Raw genomic sequence first — 22569 nt, forward strand, 5'->3', positions numbered from 1 at the left:
AAATTAACCAAATATTTTTAAGAATATTTTTCGGAAACTTTCATATATGTTTCTAAATCTTTATCTCCTCTTCCTGAAAGGTTCAGAACCACAATGTCTTGCGGTTTAAAATTAATTTTTTCTAAAGCAGCTAAAGCATGAGAAGATTCTAATGCAGGAATGATTCCTTCCTCTTTTGTCAACATAAAAGCTGCTTCCAAGGCTTCATCATCTGTTGCATTTAAGAATTCTGCACGTCCAGTTTTGAACAAATGCGCATGTAAAGGACCAACTCCAGGATAGTCTAATCCAGCCGAAATTGAATAAGGTTCGACAATTTGTCCATCTTTATCTTGCATCAATAATGTTCGGCTTCCATGAATAATTCCTTCCGTTCCTTTGATCGTTGTAGCAGCAGTTTCTCCAGATTCTACGCCCAAACCTGCCGCTTCAACCGCGATTAATTTGACAGAATCATCATTTAAAAAATGATAAAAAGCTCCCGCAGCATTACTTCCGCCACCAACACAAGCAATCACGTAATCAGGATTTTCTTTCCCATATTTCTCTTTCATTTGTGCTTTAATTTCTTCCGAAATAATCGCTTGGAATTTTGTTACCATTGCAGGATAAGGATGAGGTCCAACGACAGAACCAATGATGTAAAAAGTTTCAGGATTATTAATCCAATAACGAATCGCTTCGTTCGTAGCATCTTTCAGAGTTTTACTACCTGATGTTGCTGGAATAACTTCTGCACCTAACATTTTCATTCGCGCAACATTTGGTGCTTGACGAGCAATGTCAATTTCTCCCATAAAAACGATACATTCTAATCCCATCAACGCACAGACTGTTGCAGTTGCAACACCGTGTTGTCCAGCGCCAGTTTCGGCAATAATTTTGGTTTTACCCATTCGTTTTGCTAAAAGTGCCTGACCAATCGCATTATTGATTTTATGCGCTCCTGTATGATTCAAATCTTCACGCTTTAATAAAATATTGGTGTTATATTTTTTTGAAAGATTTGGTGCAAAATACAATGGACTTGGTCGACCAACGTAATCTTTTAATAACAAATTAAATTCGTTTTTGAATTCGTCTGTATCGGTATATTTTGCTAAAGCTTCTGATAATTCTTCACAATTATGATGTAATAATTCTGGAATAAATGCTCCTCCAAATTCACCATAAAAACCTCTTTCGTCAACTTCGTATTTCATTTTGTTTATTTTTTAATTTTGTTCAATTCGTCCATCAATTGTATCGATAAACTGTTTTACTTCGTCAGTTTTTTTAATTCCTGGTGCTAACTCAAAACCACTATTGATATCAAATCCAATACATCTAGGATGTTGAAAATTTTTCAAGATAAATGCATCTTCCAATGTTATTCCTCCACTTAATAAAAAGGGTGTTGATAACTCATAGTTTGTTAATAATTGCCAATCAAATTTCTTTCCAGCTCCACCGTAATTACTTGATTTTGTGTCAAAAACAAAACTATCAACAACTTGTTGATAAGTGGTTAATTGTTGAAAATCTTCAATTGATTTTATACCAACAGCTTTCCAAATTTTAAAGTCTAAAAAGCTTTCATCAGTTAATAATTGTTGATGTTTTTGGTTGATTAATTCTTTACAAAAATCTGCTGTTTCATCTCCATGTAATTGCACAACATCTAATTTATATTGTTCAACTTTTTCAAGAATATTTTCGATGGATTCATTCACGAAAACACCAACTTTTTCTGCATTTGGAAAAATTTCAAAAATAGATTCATCTTCTACAAATCGTTTTGATTTTGGATAGAAAATAAAGCCAACATAATCGGGTTCGATTGCTGCAATTTCTTTGAAATTTTCGATGTTATTGTTTCCGCAAACTTTTATTTGAAAACGTTTCATTTCGATTCTTTTACAAATTGTTCAAATGCTTCGGTCGGATTTTCAGCTTTCATAAAATTTTCACCAATCAAAAATGCCTGAAATCCAGCTTGTCTTAATTCTTTTACTGTTTTAGGATCAGAAATTCCGCTTTCAGCAACTTTGATTAAATCGGTTGGTAATTGTTTCAAAATCTGTTTTGATTTTTCGATATCAACTTCAAAATTTTTCAAATTACGGTTGTTAATTCCAATCAAATCGATGAATTCATTTACTTTTTCCAATTGATCTTCCGAATGTAATTCTAACAAAACTTCCAAACCAATTTCTTTTGCTGTTTTCGCTAAATGATACACTTCATCTTTCGTCAAACATTCTGCAATCAACAACATCAAATCCGCACCAATTGCTTTGGTTTCGTAAACTTGAAATTCATCAACAATAAAATCTTTGCGCAAAACTGGAATATTTAAAACTTCTTTTGCTTGTTGTAAATCATCAAAACTTCCTCCAAAAAATTCTTCATCTGTCAAAACAGAAATCACAGAAGCACCATATTTTTCGTAACCCGAAACAACTTCTTTTACGTTTGCATCTTTGTTAATAAAACCTTTTGAAGGTGATTTTCGCTTAAACTCTGCAATAATTCCAGATTTTGATTTATCTAAAATTGAAGCTTTTGCAGATTTTACAGGAAGCAAGAAATTTTCTGAATTTTTAAAACTTTCGATTGATTGAGTTTTCTGTTTTTCTAAAATTTCAACACGTTTTTGCGCGACAATTTCGTCTAATATCGTTTTCATGGTTTCATTAATTTTTGGAATACATTTAATGCTTTTTTACTATCTAAACTTTCGTTTGCAATCGCTACACATTCTATTAAATCTTTGGTTGGATAAATTGTTTTAAGCGCTAAAGCAGCATTTGCTAACACAACTTCTTTTTGTGCTTGAGTTGAATTTCCTTCTAAAACACTCAAAAATATTTTAGAATTTTCTTCGATTGATTTTCCGCCTTTTATCTCATCTGGTTGAAGAATACTTAAACCAAAATCTTTACTTTCTAAAACAAATTCACCTGAATTATTGTACACTTTTGTAGGCGAAGTCAACGAAATTTCGTCATAACCAGCCAACGCAGTCGAAATCGAATATTTCACACCCGAATTTTGCATCACATAATGGTATAATCGCGCAGTTTTTACATCATACGTTCCTAAATTTTGAAATTCTGGTTGAACTGGATTCACCAAAGGTCCCATTAAATTGAAAAATGTTTTTACTGCCAAACCTTTTCTAATCGGAGCAACTTTCGCCAAAGCAGGATGGAAAAGAGGCGCATGTAAAAATGTAATTCCGACCTCTTCAAATTCACGCTTTAATTTATCTTGATTAACAGAAAATTCGTAACCAAAATTATCCAACATATTCGAAGAACCGCTCACAGACGACGCTCCATAATTTCCTTGTTTGATAATTTTTTCTCCAGCTCCGGCCAAAACAAAACAACTCAAAGTCGAAATATTAAACGTGTCTTTTCCATCGCCGCCCGTTCCTACAACATCAATCGCTTGCTTTGGTAAATCAACTTTGATGCATAAATCTAACAACGCTCGACGATAGCCTTTTAACTCCTCCAACGTAATGTTGCGCATATTAAAAATGGTTACAAAAGAAGCTAATTCGACTGCTGAATATTTTTCTTCCGAAATTTCCACCATAATTTGATACGCTTCATCTTCGCTCAAGGTATAATTTTCGAATAATAAATTTAATAATTTTTTCATCGTTTTAAACTTCTAACCAATTCTTAATCATCTCATCTCCAAGTGGCGTCAAAATAGATTCTGGATGAAACTGAACACCACGGACATCATAGGTTTTGTGACGCAAAGCCATGATTTCTCCTTTTGGACCAATTGCTGTAATTTCTAATTCTTCAGGAAAATCTTCGTTCGAAACTACCCAAGAATGGTAACGTCCAACTTCTAATTTTTTCGGTAAATTATGGAATAACACTTCGTCTTTTATCACTTCAATTGTTGATTCAACTCCATGAAAAACTTCTTGCGTATTTAATAATTTTCCTCCAAAAACCTCTCCAATTGCTTGTTGACCTAAACAAACTCCAAAAATTGATTTTGTTGCAGCATATTTTTCGATGATTGGTTTTAATAAATTGGCTTCATCAGGGATTCCTGGGCCAGGAGAAAGTAATATTTTATCATAATTATTTACCTCTTCCAAAGCGATTCCATCATTGCGAACAACGGTAATATCATCGGCGAATTTCTTTAGTGAATGCACTAAATTGTATGTAAATGAATCGTAATTATCGATAACTAAAATTTTCATAGTTTATAGGTTTTGAGCGATTTCTATTGAACGACGAAGCGCTCCTAATTTATGATTGACTTCTTGTAATTCATTTTCTTCAATGGATTTGGAAACAACTCCAGCACCAGCCTGAAAATATAAGGTATTTTGTTTGCTGACGAACGTACGAATTGCAATCGCCATATTGATATCTCCGTTGAATCCTAAATAGCCAATTCCGCCACCGTAAACGCCACGATTTTGATTTTCGTAACCGTCTAACAATTCCATTGCTTTGAATTTTGGTGCGCCAGAAAGCGTTCCGGCTGGAAAAGAATCTGCAAAAACTTTCATTGTATTCACACTTGGATCCAATTGAGCAGTTACTTTCGAAACCATGTGAATAACGTGAGAGAAATACTGAATTTCTTTGTATTGCGCGACTTTTACATCAGCAGAATTTCGACTCAAATCATTTCGAGCTAAATCGACTAACATCACATGTTCTTCGTTTTCTTTAGGATCAGCGATTAATTTTTCGGTTAACTCTTTGTCCAAAGTTGGACTTCCTGTTCTACGAACTGTTCCTGCAATTGGATGAATTTCTGCATGATTATTATTAATAATAATTTGCGCTTCTGGCGAAGAACCGAAGATTTTATAATTCCCATAGTCGAAATAAAACAAATAAGGCGAAGGATTTACCGAACGTAAAATGCGGTAAACATTGAATTCATCACCCGAAAATTTTTGTTTGAATTGACGAGAAGGAACAATCTGAAAAACATCTCCACGGAAACAAGATTGTTTACATTTTGTTACCATTTCTTTGAATTCATCATCTGTTAAATTCGATTGAATTTCAGATTCGACATTAAATGGATATTCAACAATTGATTTGTTATGAACAACACTTTTAATTTCAGAAAATTTAGAAATTGTTTCTTCATTTTGATATTCGATAAACTGAATTTCGTTATGAAAATGATTGAAGACCACAATATTTTGATAGAATGAATATGAAAATTCTGGGATCGTTGCTTCATTTCCTTTTGCCGAAAATTTTACTGTTTCGAAATGAGGAATCGCATCCCAAGCAATGTATCCGAATAAACCATTTACAGGTAAATCTTCTCCATTTTGAATAATGAATTGATTTGTGAATTCTTTGAATTTCTCTGTCAATTCCTGATCATTCAACGCATATTCTTTTGTTTCGCCATTTGCATACGTTTCATTTACCATTCCGTTTGTAACCTTAAAAGTTGCGATCGGATTAAGGCAAATAAAAGAGTTAGCATCTGTCTTCGAATGATAGTCAGAACTCTCTAATAATAAGGCGTTCGGATAAATATCTCGAAGTTTCAAATAAAGCTGAACAGGAGTCGTTAAATCCGCTAAAACAGTTTCTTTCTGTATTTTAAAAGTTAAATTCATTTGTTAAATATTTAGGTTTAGAGCACAAAAAAAGGCTTGTCGGTTACGACAAGCCTTTTCTACATATAACTGCATAGAGGTCTTACGAACCAACGCTTTGTTGTTCGATATTCCACCACCAGTTATTTGTAAATAATGTTTTCATTGGGACAAATTTAGAAAGGATTTTGAATTGTACAAATTATTTTTTGATAAATTTTTTAGTTGAGTGAACAATTGATATTTTTGAGTGAATAATAAAAACACAAACAAAATGGAATATAATTATAACAATCTGATTGTTGAAGTAGAAAATAAAATTGCGTTAGTTACTTTAAATCGTCCGCAAGCGTTAAATGCGTTGAACAAAGATTTATTAGATGATATTTCAAACTTTTTTACTGATGCGGATTCAGATCCTGCTATTCGAGTAATTATTTTGACTGGTTCTGGTGAGAAATCTTTCGTTGCTGGTGCTGATATCAAAGAATTTGCAAGTTTTGATGGTCGTCAAGGTGAGCAATTAGCTGCAAAAGGACAAGAAAATGTTTTTGATAAAATTGAAAACTCTAAGAAACCTGTAATCGCTGCAGTGAATGGTTTCGCTTTAGGGGGAGGTTTAGAATTAGCGATGGCTTCCCATTTTCGTATTGCATCAACTAATGCAAAATTAGGATTACCAGAGGTTACATTAGGTTTGATTCCTGGTTACGGAGGAACGCAACGTTTGCCAAAATTAATTGGAAAAGGTCGTGCAATGCAGGCAATTATGACAGCAGATATGTTTACAGCTGAGCGCGCATATGAAATTGGTTTAGTGAACGAAGTTATTGAACAAGCTGAATTAATCAACCGTGCGAAAGAAATTGCGACTAAGATCTCTAGAAATTCTTCTGTAGCGATTCGTCATGCGATTAGAGCAATTAATGCGTCGGATAAAGACAATGGTTTTGAGGTTGAAATTGAAAGTTTCGGAAATTTATTTGATGAAGAAGATTTCAAAGAAGGAACAACTGCTTTTGTAGAGAAAAGAAAACCTAATTTTAAGTAAATTTTAATTTAAAATAGTTCATATAAAAGCTTCAAGATTACTTGAAGCTTTTTAATTTTACATCATGAAAAAAATAGTTGTTGGATTCATTTTGATGATGAGTTCTATTGTGTTTTCACAAGAAATTTATCAAGTTATAGCACAAGAAGGATTGACTGTTAGAACAAGTCCGAATGGAAAACGAATTGGTAAAATTCCGTATGGATATCCTGTTAAAATTTCAGAAAAAGGTGAAGCGTTTGCAATTAAAGATAATGGGAAAGCAAAAAGTGGAAACTGGGTGAAATTAGATGTTAGCTCGTCTAAATTAATTTTGGATGAAGGAGTTAATGATTCTTCTGCTCAAGGCGATTTGTATGCGTTTAGTGGTTATTTAATCACACAACAAAATTTTGTCAATCAATTCGAAACAGAAATTTCTACGCACCCAGCTTTTAGCGAATTTTATTTAGCAACAGCTTACAAATGCTTCGCAATTAAAGGCGACTTTTTTGGTGACGGTGTGGTGGATTATTTATATAGAATGATTGATACAAAAGGAAATATCCGTTTATTTATTGTGAATAATATGAAAAAAGGAAGTCAAATTTATGGTTTGGGAGGAGCAAAAGATCCGTTCAAAATTACAAATTATGATTTCGGAACGTTGATGATGATTCCAAAAGGAACGCCACTTTATTCGAATTATAAAGATGGAGTGAAACGAAATTTAAATGGAGTTTCTAAAAATGAAATCGTAACTTTAGATTATGATGCGATTTATGTGCATCAAGATAACGCAAAAGAAGGAGGATTTATTTACCGAAAAGATGGTAAATGGAATTGGCTGAACCAAAAATAAAACTAAAATAATTATGCAAAATATAGAAGGTAAAGTAGCTTATATAACGGGCGGAACAAAAGGAATTGGATTAGGAATTGCAAAATCATTGGTAGAAAATGGTTTGAAAGTGGCAATTTCTGGACGAAACATTGATGATGTTGAAAAAGCTCGTCATTATTTAGGAAATCAAAACGTATTGGCTATTCAGTCGGATGTGAGACATTTCGAAGATGAACAAAATGCAATTGAGCAAATTATTTCTGCGTTTGGACGTTTGGATATTGTGATTGCAAATGCTGGTTTAGGAAAATTTGCACCAGTTGATGAACTTTCTTTAGAAGATTGGAATGCGATGATTGATACTAATCTAACAGGAGTTTTTCATACGATAAAAGCGTCTGTTGAAGCACTAAAAGTTTCGAAAGGATATTATATTTCGATTGCTTCTTTGGCGGGAACAAATTTCTTTGCGAATGGAGCGGGTTACAATGCTTCGAAATTTGGCGTTGTAGGTTTTACACAAGCTGCGATGTTAGATTTGAGAAATTATGATATCAAATGTACAACGATTATGCCTGGTTCTGTGACTTCAAACTTTAATGATCATGTGCCAAATTCGGAGGATGGATGGAAAATTCAGCCCGAAGATTTAGGACAAATGGTAGTTGATTTATTGAAAATGAATCCAAATGTTTTGCCAAGTAAAATAGAAGTTCGTCCTACGAAAACAAAATAATTTAAAGATCTCGATAAGAGATCTTTTTTTATGAAAAAAATATTTCGTAATTACCAATAGTTTACATAGTTTCGTGGAAAAATAAGAATACAATAAAGGTATTTTTTTAACGAGCACTTTTTAATGAATTTTAAAAAATCAGTCAATCATTTTCGTCGTACAATTATGCGTCGATTAACAGGAGGAATAGGTGATGGTAATTTGCCAAAGATAGACAAAGAAAAACCTCTTGAACTTAATAGAGTACTGATAAACAGACCCAATCAACGTCTGGGAAATATTCTATTGATTACACCTTTGATTCAGGAAATTATCCGATATAATCCTGGTGTTAAAATTGACTTATTTGTAAAAGGTAAGGTTGCTCCGATTATTTTTGAGAACTATCCTCAAGTTGATCAAATTATTGAATTACCTAAAAAACCTTTCAAAGAATTGATTCAATACGCTAAAGTTTGGCTAAAAATCAAAAAAAAGAATTACGATTTAGTCATTAATGTTGATAAAAATTCATCTTCAGGACGACTTTCAACTTCTTTTGCGAATTCTAAGTATAAAATTTTTGGAAATGAATTTGAAATGAATTCGAATCAAGAAATTCATATTCATCAAGCGCAATATCCAGTTTATGTGTTTAGAAAATTCTTAGAATTATTTAAAAATAAAGAAGGAAATTTAGATAATCCAACTCTAAATATTCAGTTAACAGAGCAAGAGTCTACAAAAGGAATAGAAATGTTAAATGAATTGATTCAAGATCCTTCAAAGAGAACGTTGGCGTTTTTTACGTATGCAACAGGTGTAAAATGTTATGATGAGGAATGGTGGATAGAATTTTATAATTTATTTTATCCAAAATATTCGCAAGAATATAATTTAATTGAAATTTTACCTGTCGAAAATATTTCGATGCTAAATCATAGATTGCCTACTTATTACAGTAAAGATGTGAGAGAAATTGCAGCTGTGATGAAAAGTTGCGAATTTGTGATTGCAGCCGATTCTGGTATGATGCATTTGAGTTGTGCAGCGCCTACAAAAACAATTGGTTTGTTTAAAGATCAAAGCTTCTTAGAGCGTTATAAACCTTATGGAATAGGAAATGCTGTAGTCTTGATTAATAATGAAGATAAGGGTATTCTTGTTCAAGAAATGGATAAATTATTGGTTTAAAAAAAAACTGTTTTTTATCATCAAACAAAGTTCGTTTCGATTTGATATGAAATAAATTAGCTTCAACAAAAATATTTTAATTTCGTTTGATTATTTCATAGCTTTGTCCTCTGAAATAATTTAAAAATGTCAACAGAGTTTACAATTATCATCCCAATTTATAATGAGGAAGATAACTTGATAAGATTGGAAGAAACAATGAATCAATATCTGTCAAAGTCAATAAAACGGACTGAAATTTTATTGATTAATGATGGTTCTAAAGACAAAAGTTTGGCTCTTATCAAAGAGATTTGTAATAGAAATCAAGCTTTTCATTATATTTCTTTTGACAAAAATTATGGTTTATCTGCAGCTATAAAAGCTGGTTTTGATACAGTGGAATCAAAATGGGTTGGTTATATCGATGCGGATTTACAGACTGATCCAGAAGATTTCAATAAATTATTAGCGTTAGCAGATCAATATGATTTGGTGACTGGAGTTCGTGCAGATCGCAAAGATTCTTTCGTGAAAAACATGTCATCTAAAATTGCCAATTCTATTCGTAGAGCATTTACCAATGATGGAATGGATGATACGGGTTGTCCATTAAAAGTTATAGATGCTGAAAAAGCGAAAAAAATTCCGATGTTCAAAGGATTGCACCGTTTTTTACCAGCTATGATTTTATTACAAAATGGAACGGTTACTCAAGTTCCTGTCAAGCATTTTCCTCGTATTGCAGGCGAATCAAAATTCAATTTATGGAACCGTTTATTAGGACCGTTAATGGATTGTTTTGCATTTGTTTGGATGAAGAAAAAATACATCAATTATAAAATTCAAGAAAGAGCGTAATGCCAAATTGGGTTATCATCAGTATTGGTTTTCTTGCACAAGCACTTTTTTCGAGTCGTCTTATTTTACAATGGATTGTTTCCGAAAAGAATAAGAAAGTTCTTACACCAAAATTATTTTGGGAAGTTAGCTTGTTTGCCTCTGTTTTGCTATTTTTATATGGTTATTTACGTCATGATTTTTCGATTATGTTGGGACAAACATTGACGTATTATATCTATATAAGAAATATTCAACTTCAAAATCATTGGAAAGAATTTCCGAAAATAGTACGCATTTTCTTGTATATTTTTCCTGCATTAATTGTTTTATATGGTTTCAATAACGGAATTTTTGATGTAGATTTATTATTCAAAAACGAAAAAATTCCGATGTGGCTTTTATCTTTAGGAGTCGTATCTCAGGTACTTTTCACATTTCGTTTCGTCTATCAATGGATTTATTCCGAACGAAAACACGAATCGCAATTACCAATGGGATTTTGGGCCATTAGTTTAACAGGATCATTGTTGATTTTAACTTACGCGATTATTCGAAAAGATCCCGTCTTATTTGTTGGTCATTTTATGGGATTTATCGTTTATGCTCGAAATATATTAATCAAACGAAAAGAAAAAAATGGTTCAGTGGATTAAGCAAAATTCAGTTTTATTTTTAATCATCGTAACAATTTTGATGTTGTTTGTCAATCTTGGCGTTTTACAAACGAACATTATGGAAGCTCGAAACATTATTTCGGCGCGAGAAATGGTACACGATGGAAACTGGATTTTTACTACGCTTAACGGCTTGCCTCGCTATGAAAAGCCACCTTTACCAACTTGGATTACCGCTGCTTTTGGAAGTGTTTTTGGTTTCGAAAACTTTTTTTGGTTACGCATTCCAGTTGTTCTAATTACCATTTTATTGGTCGTTTGGTTCTATAAAACATTAACGCATTTCGATTTAACAAAACAACAAGTTGTTAATTCTTCATTGGTTTTAATTACTTCATTTTACGTGTTTTTCTCTGGAAGAGACAACAATTGGGACATGTACACGCATAGTTTTGTGATGGGAGCGATATTGTTTTTAGTGAAAGAATTTCAATCATCAAAATTTAATTTTTTCAACTTTATTGCTGCATTTTTCTTGTTAGGATGTTCGATAATGAGCAAAGGTCCAGTTTCGTTGTATGCGTTATTTTTACCGTTTTTAATTGCTTATTTTATTGTTTATAGATACAAATTAGGAAGAAATTTAGGAATCACAATTTTAACGATAATATTAGGTTGCGTTGTAGGATTTGCATGGATGATGTATGTCAAATACTTTGATGCAGAACATTTTTTAGCAGCTTCTCAAAAAGAAGTAAACAATTGGCACAGTTACAACACTCGCCCAATTTATTATTATTGGAGTTTCTTTACGCAATCGGGTTTATGGACAATTCCAGCTTTGGTTAGCTTGATTTATCCTTATCTAAAAAATAAAGTTGCAAACAAAAAAGCTTATCAATTTGCTTGGTTATGGACAATTTTATCGGTGGTTTTATTATCTGTAATTCCAGAAAAAAAATCAAGATATTTATTACCAGTTTTAATTCCATTAGCGATGAATATTGGCTTTTACATCGAATATTTACGATTAGAATTCAAAAATTTATCAAATAAAACCGAACGATATTTTACCAATTTTACGTTTGGTTTATACGGAATAATAGGAATTGCGATTTCAGTTGGTGTTTTTATTTATACAAAAGATCGTTTGTCAGAATTTTTAGTTTGGTCGATTCCTTTTGCTATTGTTGGATTCATTTTAGGAATCTCAATTTTTAAAGGATTAAAGATAAAATCATTTGAACAGATATTTTACTCAACTATTTTATTGATGTGCTCGGTTGTTGCATTTGGATTTCCACTTTCTAAATTAACTTTTTCCGAAGAGTTGTATTCTTCTGCTAAAAATCTAAAGAAATTAGAACAACAAAATCAAATTAAAACATACGAATGGCAAAGTTTTGTTCCAGAAATAGTGTTGAATTATGGGACTTCAATTCCTGCAATTAACGATGGAAAGAAAACTATTTTCCCGAAAGAAGAGAAGTTTGGAATGTTAGCAAGTCCGTCAGATTCTACTTTTTTTGCGGATCATTTCAATAATTATTCAATCAAAAAAATTGGTGTGGTCGATTTGAATCATTCTTCAAAAGATCAAAAAAATTATAACGATCGTATTCAAAGAAACTATTATTTGATTCAAAAAAAGTGATTAAATTTCGAGTAAAATTTTTAGCTTAAATTTTCGTTATTCTAATAAAATCTTTTGCAGTTTCGGATTCTATTTTTTCTATGTTTTTGGTTAGTGAGCAGTTTTGTTTTTGCTCAACATTTTGGGTGGAAAAATCCTAATTTTAAACAAGATTCTGTTCAACTTTCTGATACGATAAAACTGCAAAATAAAGGAATTTTATCCGAAAAATTTCAAATTTTAGATTCAACAGGAAATCCAATTTTAAAAGAATTTTATACGATAAATTTCGAACGAAACGAAGTTTATTTCAATTCATCAATCGCCAAACAAATGGTGAAAATTCAGTATTTCGTTAATCCAAAATTAGCCGAATCTGTTTTTTATGCTAAAAATCCGAACATTATTGTCAACGATGCGAAACCAGTTGATATTTTTCATCAAATAGAACCGAATTCTAAACAAGCGAACAAAGATGTTTTTGATGGTTTGAATAGCAAAGGTTCGATGGTTCGTGGAATTCGTTTTGGAAATAATCAAAGTGCGTCTGTGCAATCTTCTTTGGATTTGGAATTGTCTGGAAAATTATCGGACGATATTACAGTAAATGCAGCAATTGCGGATAATAATGTGCCAATAGAATCGGATGGATACACGCAAAATTTGCAAGAATTTGACAAAGTTTACATTGAATTAGCGAGTAAAAACTCAAAAATTCGAGCTGGTCATATTGATATTAATACGAATCAAGAACGAGATTTTTTCAATCCATTCAATCAAAAAGTAACAGGTTTACAATTATCAACTCAGTTGAAAGGCGAAAAATCGTCTACCAATATTTTTGCTTCGGGAAGTATTACACGAGGCGAATTTATGCGCGTTAATTTTGTTGGACAAGACGGAAATCAAGGTCCTTACAGGCTTTCTGGAAAAAATAACGAATTGTATGTGATTATTATTTCGGGAAGTGAAAAGGTTTATATAGATGGTGTTTTGTTAGAGCGTGGCGAGCAAAATGATTATGTGATTAATTACAATACGGGCGAAATTTCTTTTACTTCCAACCGATTGATTACGGCTAATACACGCATTAACGTGGAGTATTTGTACAATTCTCGAAATTATTCGCAAGTTTTACTTTATGGCGGCGCGGAATATGAATCGGAACGATTGAAATTGTCAGGTTTTTTCTTTTCTCAAGGAGATTCGAAAAATAATTCACTTGGAAATGATTTGACAGATACTGAAAAGCAAATTTTAGCAAATGCAGGAAATGATCCAGATAAAATGTACACCGTTTCTGCTGAAAAAACGACTTATGATTCGAATAAAATTTTGTATCGAAAAGTAAATCAAAATGGGTTAGATATTTTCGAATATTCGACAGATCCAAATGATGAATTGTATCAAGTGGCTTTCACGTATGTTGGTGCGAATCAAGGAAATTATCGACAAATAAATGCGAATCAGAATGGAAAAGTTTTTCAATATAACGAAGCAATTGCTGGCGTTTTACAAGGTGATTATGAGCCAATAAAGCAATTAATTTCGCCTAAAAAACTGCAGATTTATACGTTGAATGGTCAATATCAATTGAAAAATAATGGACATGTTGGTTTTAATTTAGGTTTGAGTAATTATGATCAAAATTTATTTTCTTCGATTGATGATCAAAACAATTCTGGTTTAGCAACTCGTGTTTATGGTGAAAAAACATTTTCTTTCAAAAATTGGAAAATTACACCTTATGCAGAATGGAATTTTATCAACAAAAATTATAAAAGTGCCGAGCGTTTACGAGCTGTTGAATTTGCTCGAGATTTTAATTTAGATCAAGAATTAAGTGGTGTTAATCAGAATTTTATCACAGCGAAAATTAATTCATCTTGGAAAGAAAAATTTAATGCGCAATATAAATTCGATTATCTTGAAAATACTGGTTTGTACAAAGGTTTGAGAAATCAACTTGATGCCAATTACAAAACTGAAAAAGATGAAATCGTTGCGCAAGCAAATATTTTATCAACAAAAGCAACGCCTCAAAATACCAATTTCGCGCGTTATATGATAGATGGAAAACGAAAAATTGGAAATAAATTTTGGGTTGGAGCGAGAGTTTGGGGTGAAAATAATGACATGGATGATTTGACAAAAAATCAAAAATCTGATTTGAGTTTTAAATGGAATGAATTTCAGTTGAAAGGAGGTTTTGTAGATTCGCTTGGACATAAAATTGATTTGACGGTTTATCAACGTCAAGACGATTCGGTTCGTTTAGGAACTTGGCAAAATATTCAACAAAGTAAAGGTGCTATTTTTAATTCAACTTTAATTCAAAAACAAAATCATCAATTAAGTTTAAATTTCCATTATAGACGAGTTAATTATCAATTTTTAGATGCGCCGAACGAAGATTTTATGACAGGAAGCGTGAAGTGGTACAAAGCTTTTTTCAATCAAGGTTTACAGTTAAATGTAGATTATGAAGTTGGAAGTGGAGTAGAGCCGCAGCGTGAATTTCAGTACGTAAAAGTTTCGGATGGAATGGGAATTTACAAATGGACAGATTATAACGGTGATGGAATTGAGCAAATTGATGAGTTTGAAGTGGCAGAATTTATTGATCAGGCAAATTATATTCGCGTTTATACGAACACAATCGAGTATTTGAAAACGAATAAAAATCAATTCAATTTTACGTTGCGTTTTCGTCCAAAACAAGTTTTCAATACCGAAAATGAATTTTGGAATCGTTGGATGTTTCAACAAAATATCTCGGCAAGTAATTCGTTGCGAAAGGAGGGAACGACCTTGGAATGGAATCCTTTTACGAATTCGGCTCAAATTTTAGGCAAAACAAGAAGTATTCGTTCGTCGATTTTCTTTAATCAAGGGACACAATATAAATGGTCGTCGAATTTTATTTACAATCAACAACAATCCAAAACGTATGTTTACACAGGTTCTGAATACCGTGATTCGGACAGTTATTTGTTGCAAACGCGTTACAAAATTTTGCAAGATTTAATCGTAAGTTTCGATACCGAATATATGGTGATTAACAGCGATTCTGAATTATTTTTGAGTAGAAGATACAAGTTAAATAATCTTCGTTTATCACCAAAAATCACTTATCAAACAGAAAAAAATCTTGTTGCGTCATTGTTTTATAATTATCAAAATAAGAAGAATGTTTCGGGTGAAGAGCAATTAAATCAGTCGGATTTAGGAACAGAAATTCAATGGAATAGTTCGGATAAAATGAGTTTGTTGGGAAGTTTTAGTTTTATCAACAATAAATTTATTGGAAATCAAGAATCTGTTGTTGGAAACCAAATGATGGAAGGTTTGCGCGCTGGAAATAATTTTGTTTGGCAGTTGCAAATTCAACGACAAATCACAAGTTTTTTGCAATTGAATATTTCATATGATGGACGAAAAACCGAAGAAAATAAACCAATACATACGGGAAGTGTACAAGTGCAAGCGAGGTTTTAAAATAATAAAAGACGATTTTATAAAATCGTCTTTTATTATTTTTTTTACATTCTATTTACTTCATCTTGATTTCCAGTTTCGCGATTTTTTACGGATAATTTATTACTTCCAAATTTATAATTCAATCCAATTCTTATGCTTTGAGTATCCCAAACATTCGCAAAAGTTTGTACGATTCCATTATTATTTTGCGATAAATATTCTTGCGCTTTGAAAATATCTGTTGCATTCAAACTCAATTCTAATTTTTTATCTAACATCAAATATTTGAACGAAAGATTGAAACGTGCATAAGGTTTTAGTTTATAATTTTGGAAAGTTTCTCCAAAATTTTGAAAATAAATCAAATTAATAAACATTGTTTTTTGTTGATTAAGTGTAAAATCATTTGTCGAAAATAATGAACTCGACCAACCCTTGAATCGCTTAGAAGAAATTGCAACATTTGAGCTCGAATAAGAAACTTCAAAAGTAGTAACGCTTGACCACCATTTTGTAGGATTTATAGTTATGTTTTGGCTCAAACCAAAGCTATCCGAATCTACAAAATTCATCCAAACAAAAGTATTATGTTTTGTGTTCTCATCAATGATTGAAGCTTGATTGACACCATCTCTCAAACTTGAATAATAAAGTCGAGTATCAAACTTTTTGTAAGTAAAAGTAAGTTCTAAATTGTGTGTAAAAGCTGGTTTCAAGAAAGGATTTCCTTCGTTGTAAACATATTCGTTTTGTATCATTCGAAAAGGATTTAAACTTTCGTAATTTGGACGATTGATGCGACGCGAATAATTAATTCCTAAACTTTTGTTTTTATCAAAAGTATGCAACAAATAAAATGACGGAAACAATTTGATATAATCTGTTTTGTTCGTTTGATTATTTTCTCTCGAAAAACCTTCTGTTTGTGTTGCTTCTAATCTCAAACCGGCTTGCATCTGCCATTTTTCTCCAAACTTTTTACTTCCGTTCAAATAAATTGCTTCGTTATTTTCTTTGTATTTGAAAAGATTCGACAAATTTTTATCAAATGTATAGTTGTAATTTTCGTCTGCTTTATATGCTTCAACCAAATTATTTGATTTTGATTGCGAAAATTTAGCTCCGAAATTCCAATTGAAATTTGTTAAAGGAAGTTCTACATCAATTTTTGACGAAAAATTCTCAATACGATTGTTTAAATTACTTTTTCCACCAAAAAAAGAATCTTCTATTAACTGATTATTTTTGTAAGAATTGGTTGCATAAGTTCTATTCATTGGAGATGAATAATTGGCGTAATCGGCATCAAACGAAATCTTTTTACCTAATGAATCAAGTGCAAATTCTGAATAAAGATTGACCAAAGATTGATTTGTTTTACCATTTTCGAATGAATTTCCTTTATTTGTTTGATAAACTTCGTTTGCTAAATTCTTGAAAAACATTTCTTGTGGATTTTCTGAATTATATTTCGAATTGTTGAACGAAAATTTAGAGCCAATTGTCCATTTATCGGTTAATTTATAATCAACAGAGAATCGTCCTCCAAGATATTTATTAATATAATCTGTGTAAGAAATGTTATGTCTGCGCGCATCGGAGAAAAATAATTCGTTGTTCCATGTTCTTAGAAATCTTCTATCTCCAGCATTCAACGAAGTCTGAAATGTCCATTTATCTTTTTGTAAATTGTAAGCTGCATTGTAGCGTTCTGTGTTTCTTTTACTTCGCGTATATGATGCTCCAATAGTGGAATTCCAGCTATTATTTTTTATTTTTTTTGTTACAATATTTACAATTCCACTATTTCCTTCTGCCTCATATTTTGCAGGTGGAGTCGTAATGACTTCAATTTTTGAGATATCAGAAGCGCTCATACTTTCCAAATAATTAATCAAATCTGTTTGCGACATATAAGTTGGTTTGTCATCAATCAAAACCATTACAGAATTTTTTCCAGAAACCGCAATATTGTCATTTGTTACATTCAAACCAGGAGTGACGCGCAAAACATCCATTGCAGTTCCGCCAGCAGCTGAAGTAGAGTTTTCTACATTGAAAACAAACCGATCGATTTTTCGTTCCATGATTTTCTTTTCAGCTCCAACGACAACTTCTTTCAAGTTTGTAGATGTTTTGATTTCAATCTTTCCTAAATCGATAGAATTATTCAATTGAATATCTTTCTGAAAAACAATTTCTTCAAAATAGTTGATTTCAAATTTGTATGTATTTTTCTTTGCTTCAATAGCGAATTTCCCAAGTTCATCTGTTGTTAAATTGATGATTGTGTCTTGGTTAGATAAGATAATGTCAACATAAGGAAGCGCTTTGTTTTGCTCCATAACCTCTCCTGTTAGTGTGTGATTTTGAGCAAATAGAAAACTTGAGCTAAATAAAATGATAAGTTGAATAAATGTTTTCATGTTGAATTAATTTTAAACAAATATTCTCCAAATCGATTCTTTTTGAACTTTAAAATCGACAAACCCTACTATATTATCGACGAATTTGATTAAACCAAAAAACCTCGAGAATCTCTCGAGGTTTTTTGGTTTAATTTATTTTTCCTTCATAATAAACAGGATTTCCTTTTTCGTCGAAACCAATTACGGATAATTGATAATCTTTTGGTTTATCGTTGTTGAAATATTCGATAATTGTTTCTTTATTTGTTTCTGAGATTAAATTTGGATTCCAGTAAAGAGTTTTTCTATTATCATTAGGAATATCTTTATATAAAGTTTCGTAATCGTCATTACTTAGAAAAGAAGCAGTTTTATCATAACCTTTTACAGATAAAACATTAGGTGATTTTGAGGAAGAACTATCCCCCATATAACCTCTTCTAGTATAGATAGCAATAGCATTTCCAAGTAAACCAGATCCTTTGAATATTTTTACCATTGCAATATCATTCATATTAATACTGCTAAGAGTTTCATTAGAAAGTTGCATTTCATCAAGATATACTGTCACTTTTCCATTTCTAATGGTTGGAGTTACAACTCCATTCTCCAATTTTGTTGTTAACCCAGCTACTCTTCCAGCTAAAAAATCAAAAATATTATTATATGCATTTGCGTTTTTATTATCGTTTACAAAATCAATTACTGTTTCATTAATACTTTTGAACATTGAACTACTTAATTCTTTGTTTAATTTTTCTGTTTTTGAAACAATTTGAGCTGTTACAACAGCTTCTTTTAGACGAATACTTTTGTCATTTATAATTTTATTTATTTTAATTTGTTCAGTTTGTGTTTTCTCTTCAGTAAGATTTTCATTTGATTTTATTTCTGTTAAGATATAATCAGTAATTGGAAGATTAGAGTTGAATTTTGTATGATTATATAAAGGTAGAATAGATAAAATTAGTTTATTTTCTTCTTTATTAGATTTTTGAGATTGATTATTTAAATAATAATAAACATTAAAGTTATCATAGGAAATAAGGTTCTTCAATTCGAAATTTCCGTTAGAATCTGTTGAGGTAGGAATTAAAAATTTTTCTGAACCAGGATATTCTATGAAAAGGTTTAAGTCTGAATTTTTTAAATCTAGACCATTTAAATAAGCTTTTCCTTTATATGATAAATATGAACTCGAATTAGTGTTTGGTATTTTTTTAGAATTATTCATAAGGTCTTGCCAATTGTATCTTTTCCATTCTTCTGAAATTAATAAAACATCTAATGCTTCTTGATTATTTTCTTCCTCAAAATATTGATTTGGATTGTAGATAGGATTTATAATATCTTCGGTTAACCAAAGAGAGGAAAGAAAATTATTACTATGACTAGTCTTATCATTGATGACAGCTGCTAAAATTTGAGGAGTTTCAGATTTTAATGTAATAGTATTTATTGTTCTTGCTTCGTTATTAGTATCAAAATTGAGGATAGGTTTTGATAATGTTTTATTATTGTTGATAAAGGCTAATCGTTGAGCTACCATATTATCATTAGCATCAAAAACGTAAAGTTGTAAAATTCCGCTATTTTCACTAAAGCTTGTATGTGGAATTTTTTGAGAAATAGTTTGAATATTCTTGGTGAATTTTACTGAATATACAATAGTATTATTAATTGCACCTATAACTTTATACCCTAATAATTGTTGGGTAATTCCTATACTTTTTAGTTGATAACCAATTTCATTTCCTTCATTAATTACTTTAAATGAAATACCATCTTTTTTAGCAATTGGTAAATCAATAATTTGTTGATTTCCATTTTCATCATTTACTTGTAATTGGTAAGTTTTACTTGGTTCTGCACGTAAATAAAACGAAGCAATATTTTCATCAATATTATTGAATTTAATTATTTTGGTTGAAGGATTATTTTTTTCGAAAACAAAACCATTCCACTTTTCTGGTAAATCTCCAATAGATTTAAGTCTCACAGCAAATTTAGTTGTCTGATTTTCTATAAATGTTCCACCTTCAGGATAAACAGAAGCGTTCCATTTTAGATCATTATTTTTAACTAATTTTAATTTAGATTTGGGATTGTAAATTAAAAGCGGTTTTATGTATTGAAATTCTTCAGAAAAATAAGTCATGTAAGTTGTATAGGCTCTTAAGTAGTATACATTTTCTTCTAAATCATCTTTAAGAATAAAGCTTCCATCACTTTGACCACTAATTATTGGCAGTAGTTTTTTATCGATTAAAGTTTTATTCTTGTCATATAATTCGACAAAAAGATTAGTCGAAATATTACTTTGTTTGTATCCATCAAATACAAATGCTTTAAACCAAATATTTTCACCAGCGATATAATCCTCTTTATTAAATAAGATATAAATCTTTTCTTGCGCATAATTTTCTTCGAGATTTTTAATAGCTAAATCAAGTTTGGTTTGTGCTTTTGTAAATAATGAAAATATCGAAATGATAATGAGAAAATAGAATTTCATTTATATTAATTATTTGGTTATGTTAAGATAAGAAAATAATCAATACTTTGAAATAGTAAATTATACAAACCAAAAAACCTCGAGAATCTCTCGAGGTTTTTTGGTTAATTTATTTTTCCTTCATAATAAACAGGATTTCCTTTTTCGTCGAAACCAATTATGGTTAATTGATAATCTTTTGGTTTATCATTGTTGAAATATTCTATATCTGTGTTTTCTCCAGGTTCCGAAAACAAGTTTGCATTCCAAAATAAAGTACTTCTTATATCGTTTGGAACATCGTTGTAAAGCGACTCGTAATCATCATTGCTAAAATATGGCAGCGATTGATTGTAACCACCAATCTGAATTAAATTATTTGGTAACATCGGTGTGTTATCAACTGGCGCATCACTTCCTCGTTTCGAGTAAATTGCAATTGCATTTCCAAGTAAACCAGCGCCTTTGAAAATTTTTACCATTGCAATATCTCTAGGATTAATACTCGTTAAATTATCTGAAGTCATTTTCATTTCGTTCCAATAAATTGCAACTTCAGAATTTCTGATTTTAGGAACTCCGTTAGAAACCGTTAATCCTGCAACTCGTCCAGCTAAAAAGTCCATAATATTTGTATAACCTTCTATTGGTTGAGATTCGTTTACAAAGTCTATCACAGTTTCGTTTATGTTTTTGAACATTCCTCCGCTCAATTCTTCATTTAGTTTCTCAGTTTTCGATTTTTTATCCGCTTTTACAACAACTTCTTTCAGGCGAATACTTTTATCATTGATAATTTTGATGTTCTGTTTATACGTATTTTGCTTCTCGACTTCCTCTTTATTCGTGATTTCTTCTAATAAATAAGGCGTTGCTGGCAATTTAGATTTATAACTTGTGCTTTTATAATTGGGTACAACAGATAGAGTTAAAGTTCCATTATTGGCAGATTTTCCATTTTCCGAATTCAAGAAATAATTCATCGCCATTGGACCATAATAAAACAAATTATTCATCTCGAAGTTTCCTTCATAATCAGTATCAAGCGTTGCAAATTCTTTTCCATTATTTTGCATTTTATAGATAATACTCAAGGATGCATTACTCAATTCTCTTCCATTATTGTACGCTTTTACTTTATACGAAAGATATCTACGATCGTTGTCAATAGTAGGTTTTACGATATTTCCAACCACTAAATCTTCCCAATTAAATCTTTTCCATTTTTCTNNGAGAATTCATTATTTTTAAAATATTGTGTAGGATGATTAATTTTCGAACTAAAATCTCGCGTCAATAACATTGCAGAAATTAAATTGTCTTCATCATTATTTTTTTGATCTTTGATAACAGCCGAAAAATTAATTTCTTCAGGATATTTTACCTTAATTGTGTTTAATTCTCGTGGATTAGCCGTTGTTTCGAAAGAAATTTCAGGTTTTTTGTACGATTCTTTTGGATTGATAAATATCAAACGATGAGCAACCTGAATATCATTTGCATCAAAAATGGCAATGTTCAAAATACCTTTGTCATTGTCTAAAACCTCTTTTGGAACATAAGTTGAAACCGATTCCACACTTTTTACAATTTGAGAACTCATTACAAGTTCATTATTAATTGTTCCAATAATTTTATGATTCAATAAAGGATTTTCTTGATTGATGCTTTTTAATTGGATCACAATGTCTTTGCTATTTCGAACAACTTTCATCAGAATCCCATCTTTTTTAGCTTCA

General features: G+C 31.1%; 17 protein-coding genes. 8 read left to right on the top strand and 9 right to left on the bottom strand.

All coding sequences use genetic code 11. The annotated features are described in order from the left end of the window. Positions 1 to 17 precede the first annotated feature (17 nt). From trpB to B2217_RS09885, 6 genes are read right to left on the bottom strand one after another with little or no spacing between them, the layout of a single operon-like run. Positions 18 to 1202: a tryptophan synthase subunit beta gene (gene trpB / locus B2217_RS09860; RefSeq protein ID WP_180905745.1), complete on the bottom strand. Its 1185-nt coding sequence runs from the start codon at positions 1200 to 1202 to the stop codon at positions 18 to 20. A 12-nt stretch (positions 1203 to 1214) separates the two neighbouring features. After that, positions 1215 to 1886 (bottom strand): phosphoribosylanthranilate isomerase, encoded by a 672-nt coding sequence (locus B2217_RS09865; protein ID WP_180905746.1) that lies wholly within the window; start codon positions 1884 to 1886, stop codon positions 1215 to 1217. Then, a complete protein-coding gene (gene trpC, locus B2217_RS09870) occupies positions 1883 to 2668 on the bottom strand; it encodes an indole-3-glycerol phosphate synthase TrpC (RefSeq protein ID WP_180905747.1) in 786 nt (261 codons plus the stop codon). The genes B2217_RS09865 and trpC overlap by 4 nt, the downstream gene beginning before the upstream one ends. Next, positions 2665 to 3651, bottom strand: coding sequence for an anthranilate phosphoribosyltransferase (trpD, locus tag B2217_RS09875; RefSeq protein WP_180905748.1), 987 nt, complete (start codon positions 3649 to 3651; stop codon positions 2665 to 2667). Before trpD ends, trpC begins: the two co-directional genes overlap by 4 nt. 4 nt (positions 3652 to 3655) lie before the next feature. Next, entirely contained in the window at positions 3656 to 4219 is a 564-nt protein-coding gene (locus B2217_RS09880) for an anthranilate synthase component II (protein WP_180905749.1), read from the bottom strand. A gap of 3 nt (positions 4220 to 4222) precedes the next feature. Further along, positions 4223 to 5617 carry an anthranilate synthase component I family protein gene (locus tag B2217_RS09885; protein ID WP_180905750.1) on the bottom strand — a complete coding sequence of 465 codons (1395 nt, stop codon included), beginning with the start codon at positions 5615 to 5617 and terminating at the stop codon, positions 4223 to 4225. 253 nt (positions 5618 to 5870) lie between these two features. Between B2217_RS09885 and B2217_RS09890 the strand changes: the two genes are divergently transcribed. From B2217_RS09890 to B2217_RS09925, 8 genes are all read left to right on the top strand, one after another. Next, positions 5871 to 6647, top strand: a complete 777-nt coding sequence (locus B2217_RS09890) for an enoyl-CoA hydratase/isomerase family protein (protein WP_180905751.1) — start codon at positions 5871 to 5873, stop codon at positions 6645 to 6647. A 64-nt stretch (positions 6648 to 6711) separates the two neighbouring features. After that, entirely contained in the window at positions 6712 to 7488 is a 777-nt protein-coding gene (locus B2217_RS09895) for a hypothetical protein (protein WP_125349992.1), read from the top strand. Between the two features lie 13 nt (positions 7489 to 7501). Continuing rightward, positions 7502 to 8206 carry an SDR family oxidoreductase gene (locus B2217_RS09900; RefSeq protein WP_038330800.1) on the top strand — a complete coding sequence of 235 codons (705 nt, stop codon included), beginning with the start codon at positions 7502 to 7504 and terminating at the stop codon, positions 8204 to 8206. A gap of 123 nt (positions 8207 to 8329) precedes the next feature. Then, positions 8330 to 9379, top strand: coding sequence for a glycosyltransferase family 9 protein (locus B2217_RS09905; RefSeq protein WP_180905752.1), 1050 nt, complete (start codon positions 8330 to 8332; stop codon positions 9377 to 9379). 126 nt (positions 9380 to 9505) lie between these two features. Further along, positions 9506 to 10219 (top strand): glycosyltransferase family 2 protein, encoded by a 714-nt coding sequence (locus B2217_RS09910; RefSeq protein ID WP_180905753.1) that lies wholly within the window; start codon positions 9506 to 9508, stop codon positions 10217 to 10219. Further along, positions 10219 to 10854, top strand: a complete 636-nt coding sequence (locus B2217_RS09915; RefSeq protein ID WP_180905754.1) for a lipid-A-disaccharide synthase N-terminal domain-containing protein — start codon at positions 10219 to 10221, stop codon at positions 10852 to 10854. The genes B2217_RS09910 and B2217_RS09915 overlap by 1 nt, the downstream gene beginning before the upstream one ends. After that, a complete protein-coding gene (locus B2217_RS09920) occupies positions 10838 to 12469 on the top strand; it encodes an ArnT family glycosyltransferase (RefSeq protein WP_180905755.1) in 1632 nt (543 codons plus the stop codon). The genes B2217_RS09915 and B2217_RS09920 overlap by 17 nt, the downstream gene beginning before the upstream one ends. Before the next feature lie 93 nt (positions 12470 to 12562). Beyond that, positions 12563 to 15946, top strand: a complete 3384-nt coding sequence (locus B2217_RS09925; protein ID WP_244958000.1) for a hypothetical protein — start codon at positions 12563 to 12565, stop codon at positions 15944 to 15946. Between the two features lie 44 nt (positions 15947 to 15990). On the opposite strand, the gene B2217_RS09930 is transcribed toward B2217_RS09925, so the two are convergent. The 3 genes from B2217_RS09930 to B2217_RS09940 form a co-directional block, all read right to left on the bottom strand. Then, positions 15991 to 18354: a TonB-dependent receptor domain-containing protein gene (locus B2217_RS09930; protein ID WP_291122451.1), complete on the bottom strand. Its 2364-nt coding sequence runs from the start codon at positions 18352 to 18354 to the stop codon at positions 15991 to 15993. Between the two features lie 130 nt (positions 18355 to 18484). After that, positions 18485 to 20851, bottom strand: a complete 2367-nt coding sequence (locus B2217_RS09935) for a hypothetical protein (RefSeq protein ID WP_180905758.1) — start codon at positions 20849 to 20851, stop codon at positions 18485 to 18487. Positions 20852 to 20955: 104 nt separating this feature from the next. Next, a complete protein-coding gene (locus B2217_RS09940) occupies positions 20956 to 22026 on the bottom strand; it encodes a hypothetical protein (protein ID WP_291122453.1) in 1071 nt (356 codons plus the stop codon). Positions 22027 to 22569 lie beyond the last annotated feature (543 nt).

The organism is Empedobacter sp. UBA7620, assembly GCF_002484185.1.
Lineage (GTDB): Bacteria > Bacteroidota > Bacteroidia > Flavobacteriales > Weeksellaceae > Empedobacter > Empedobacter falsenii_C.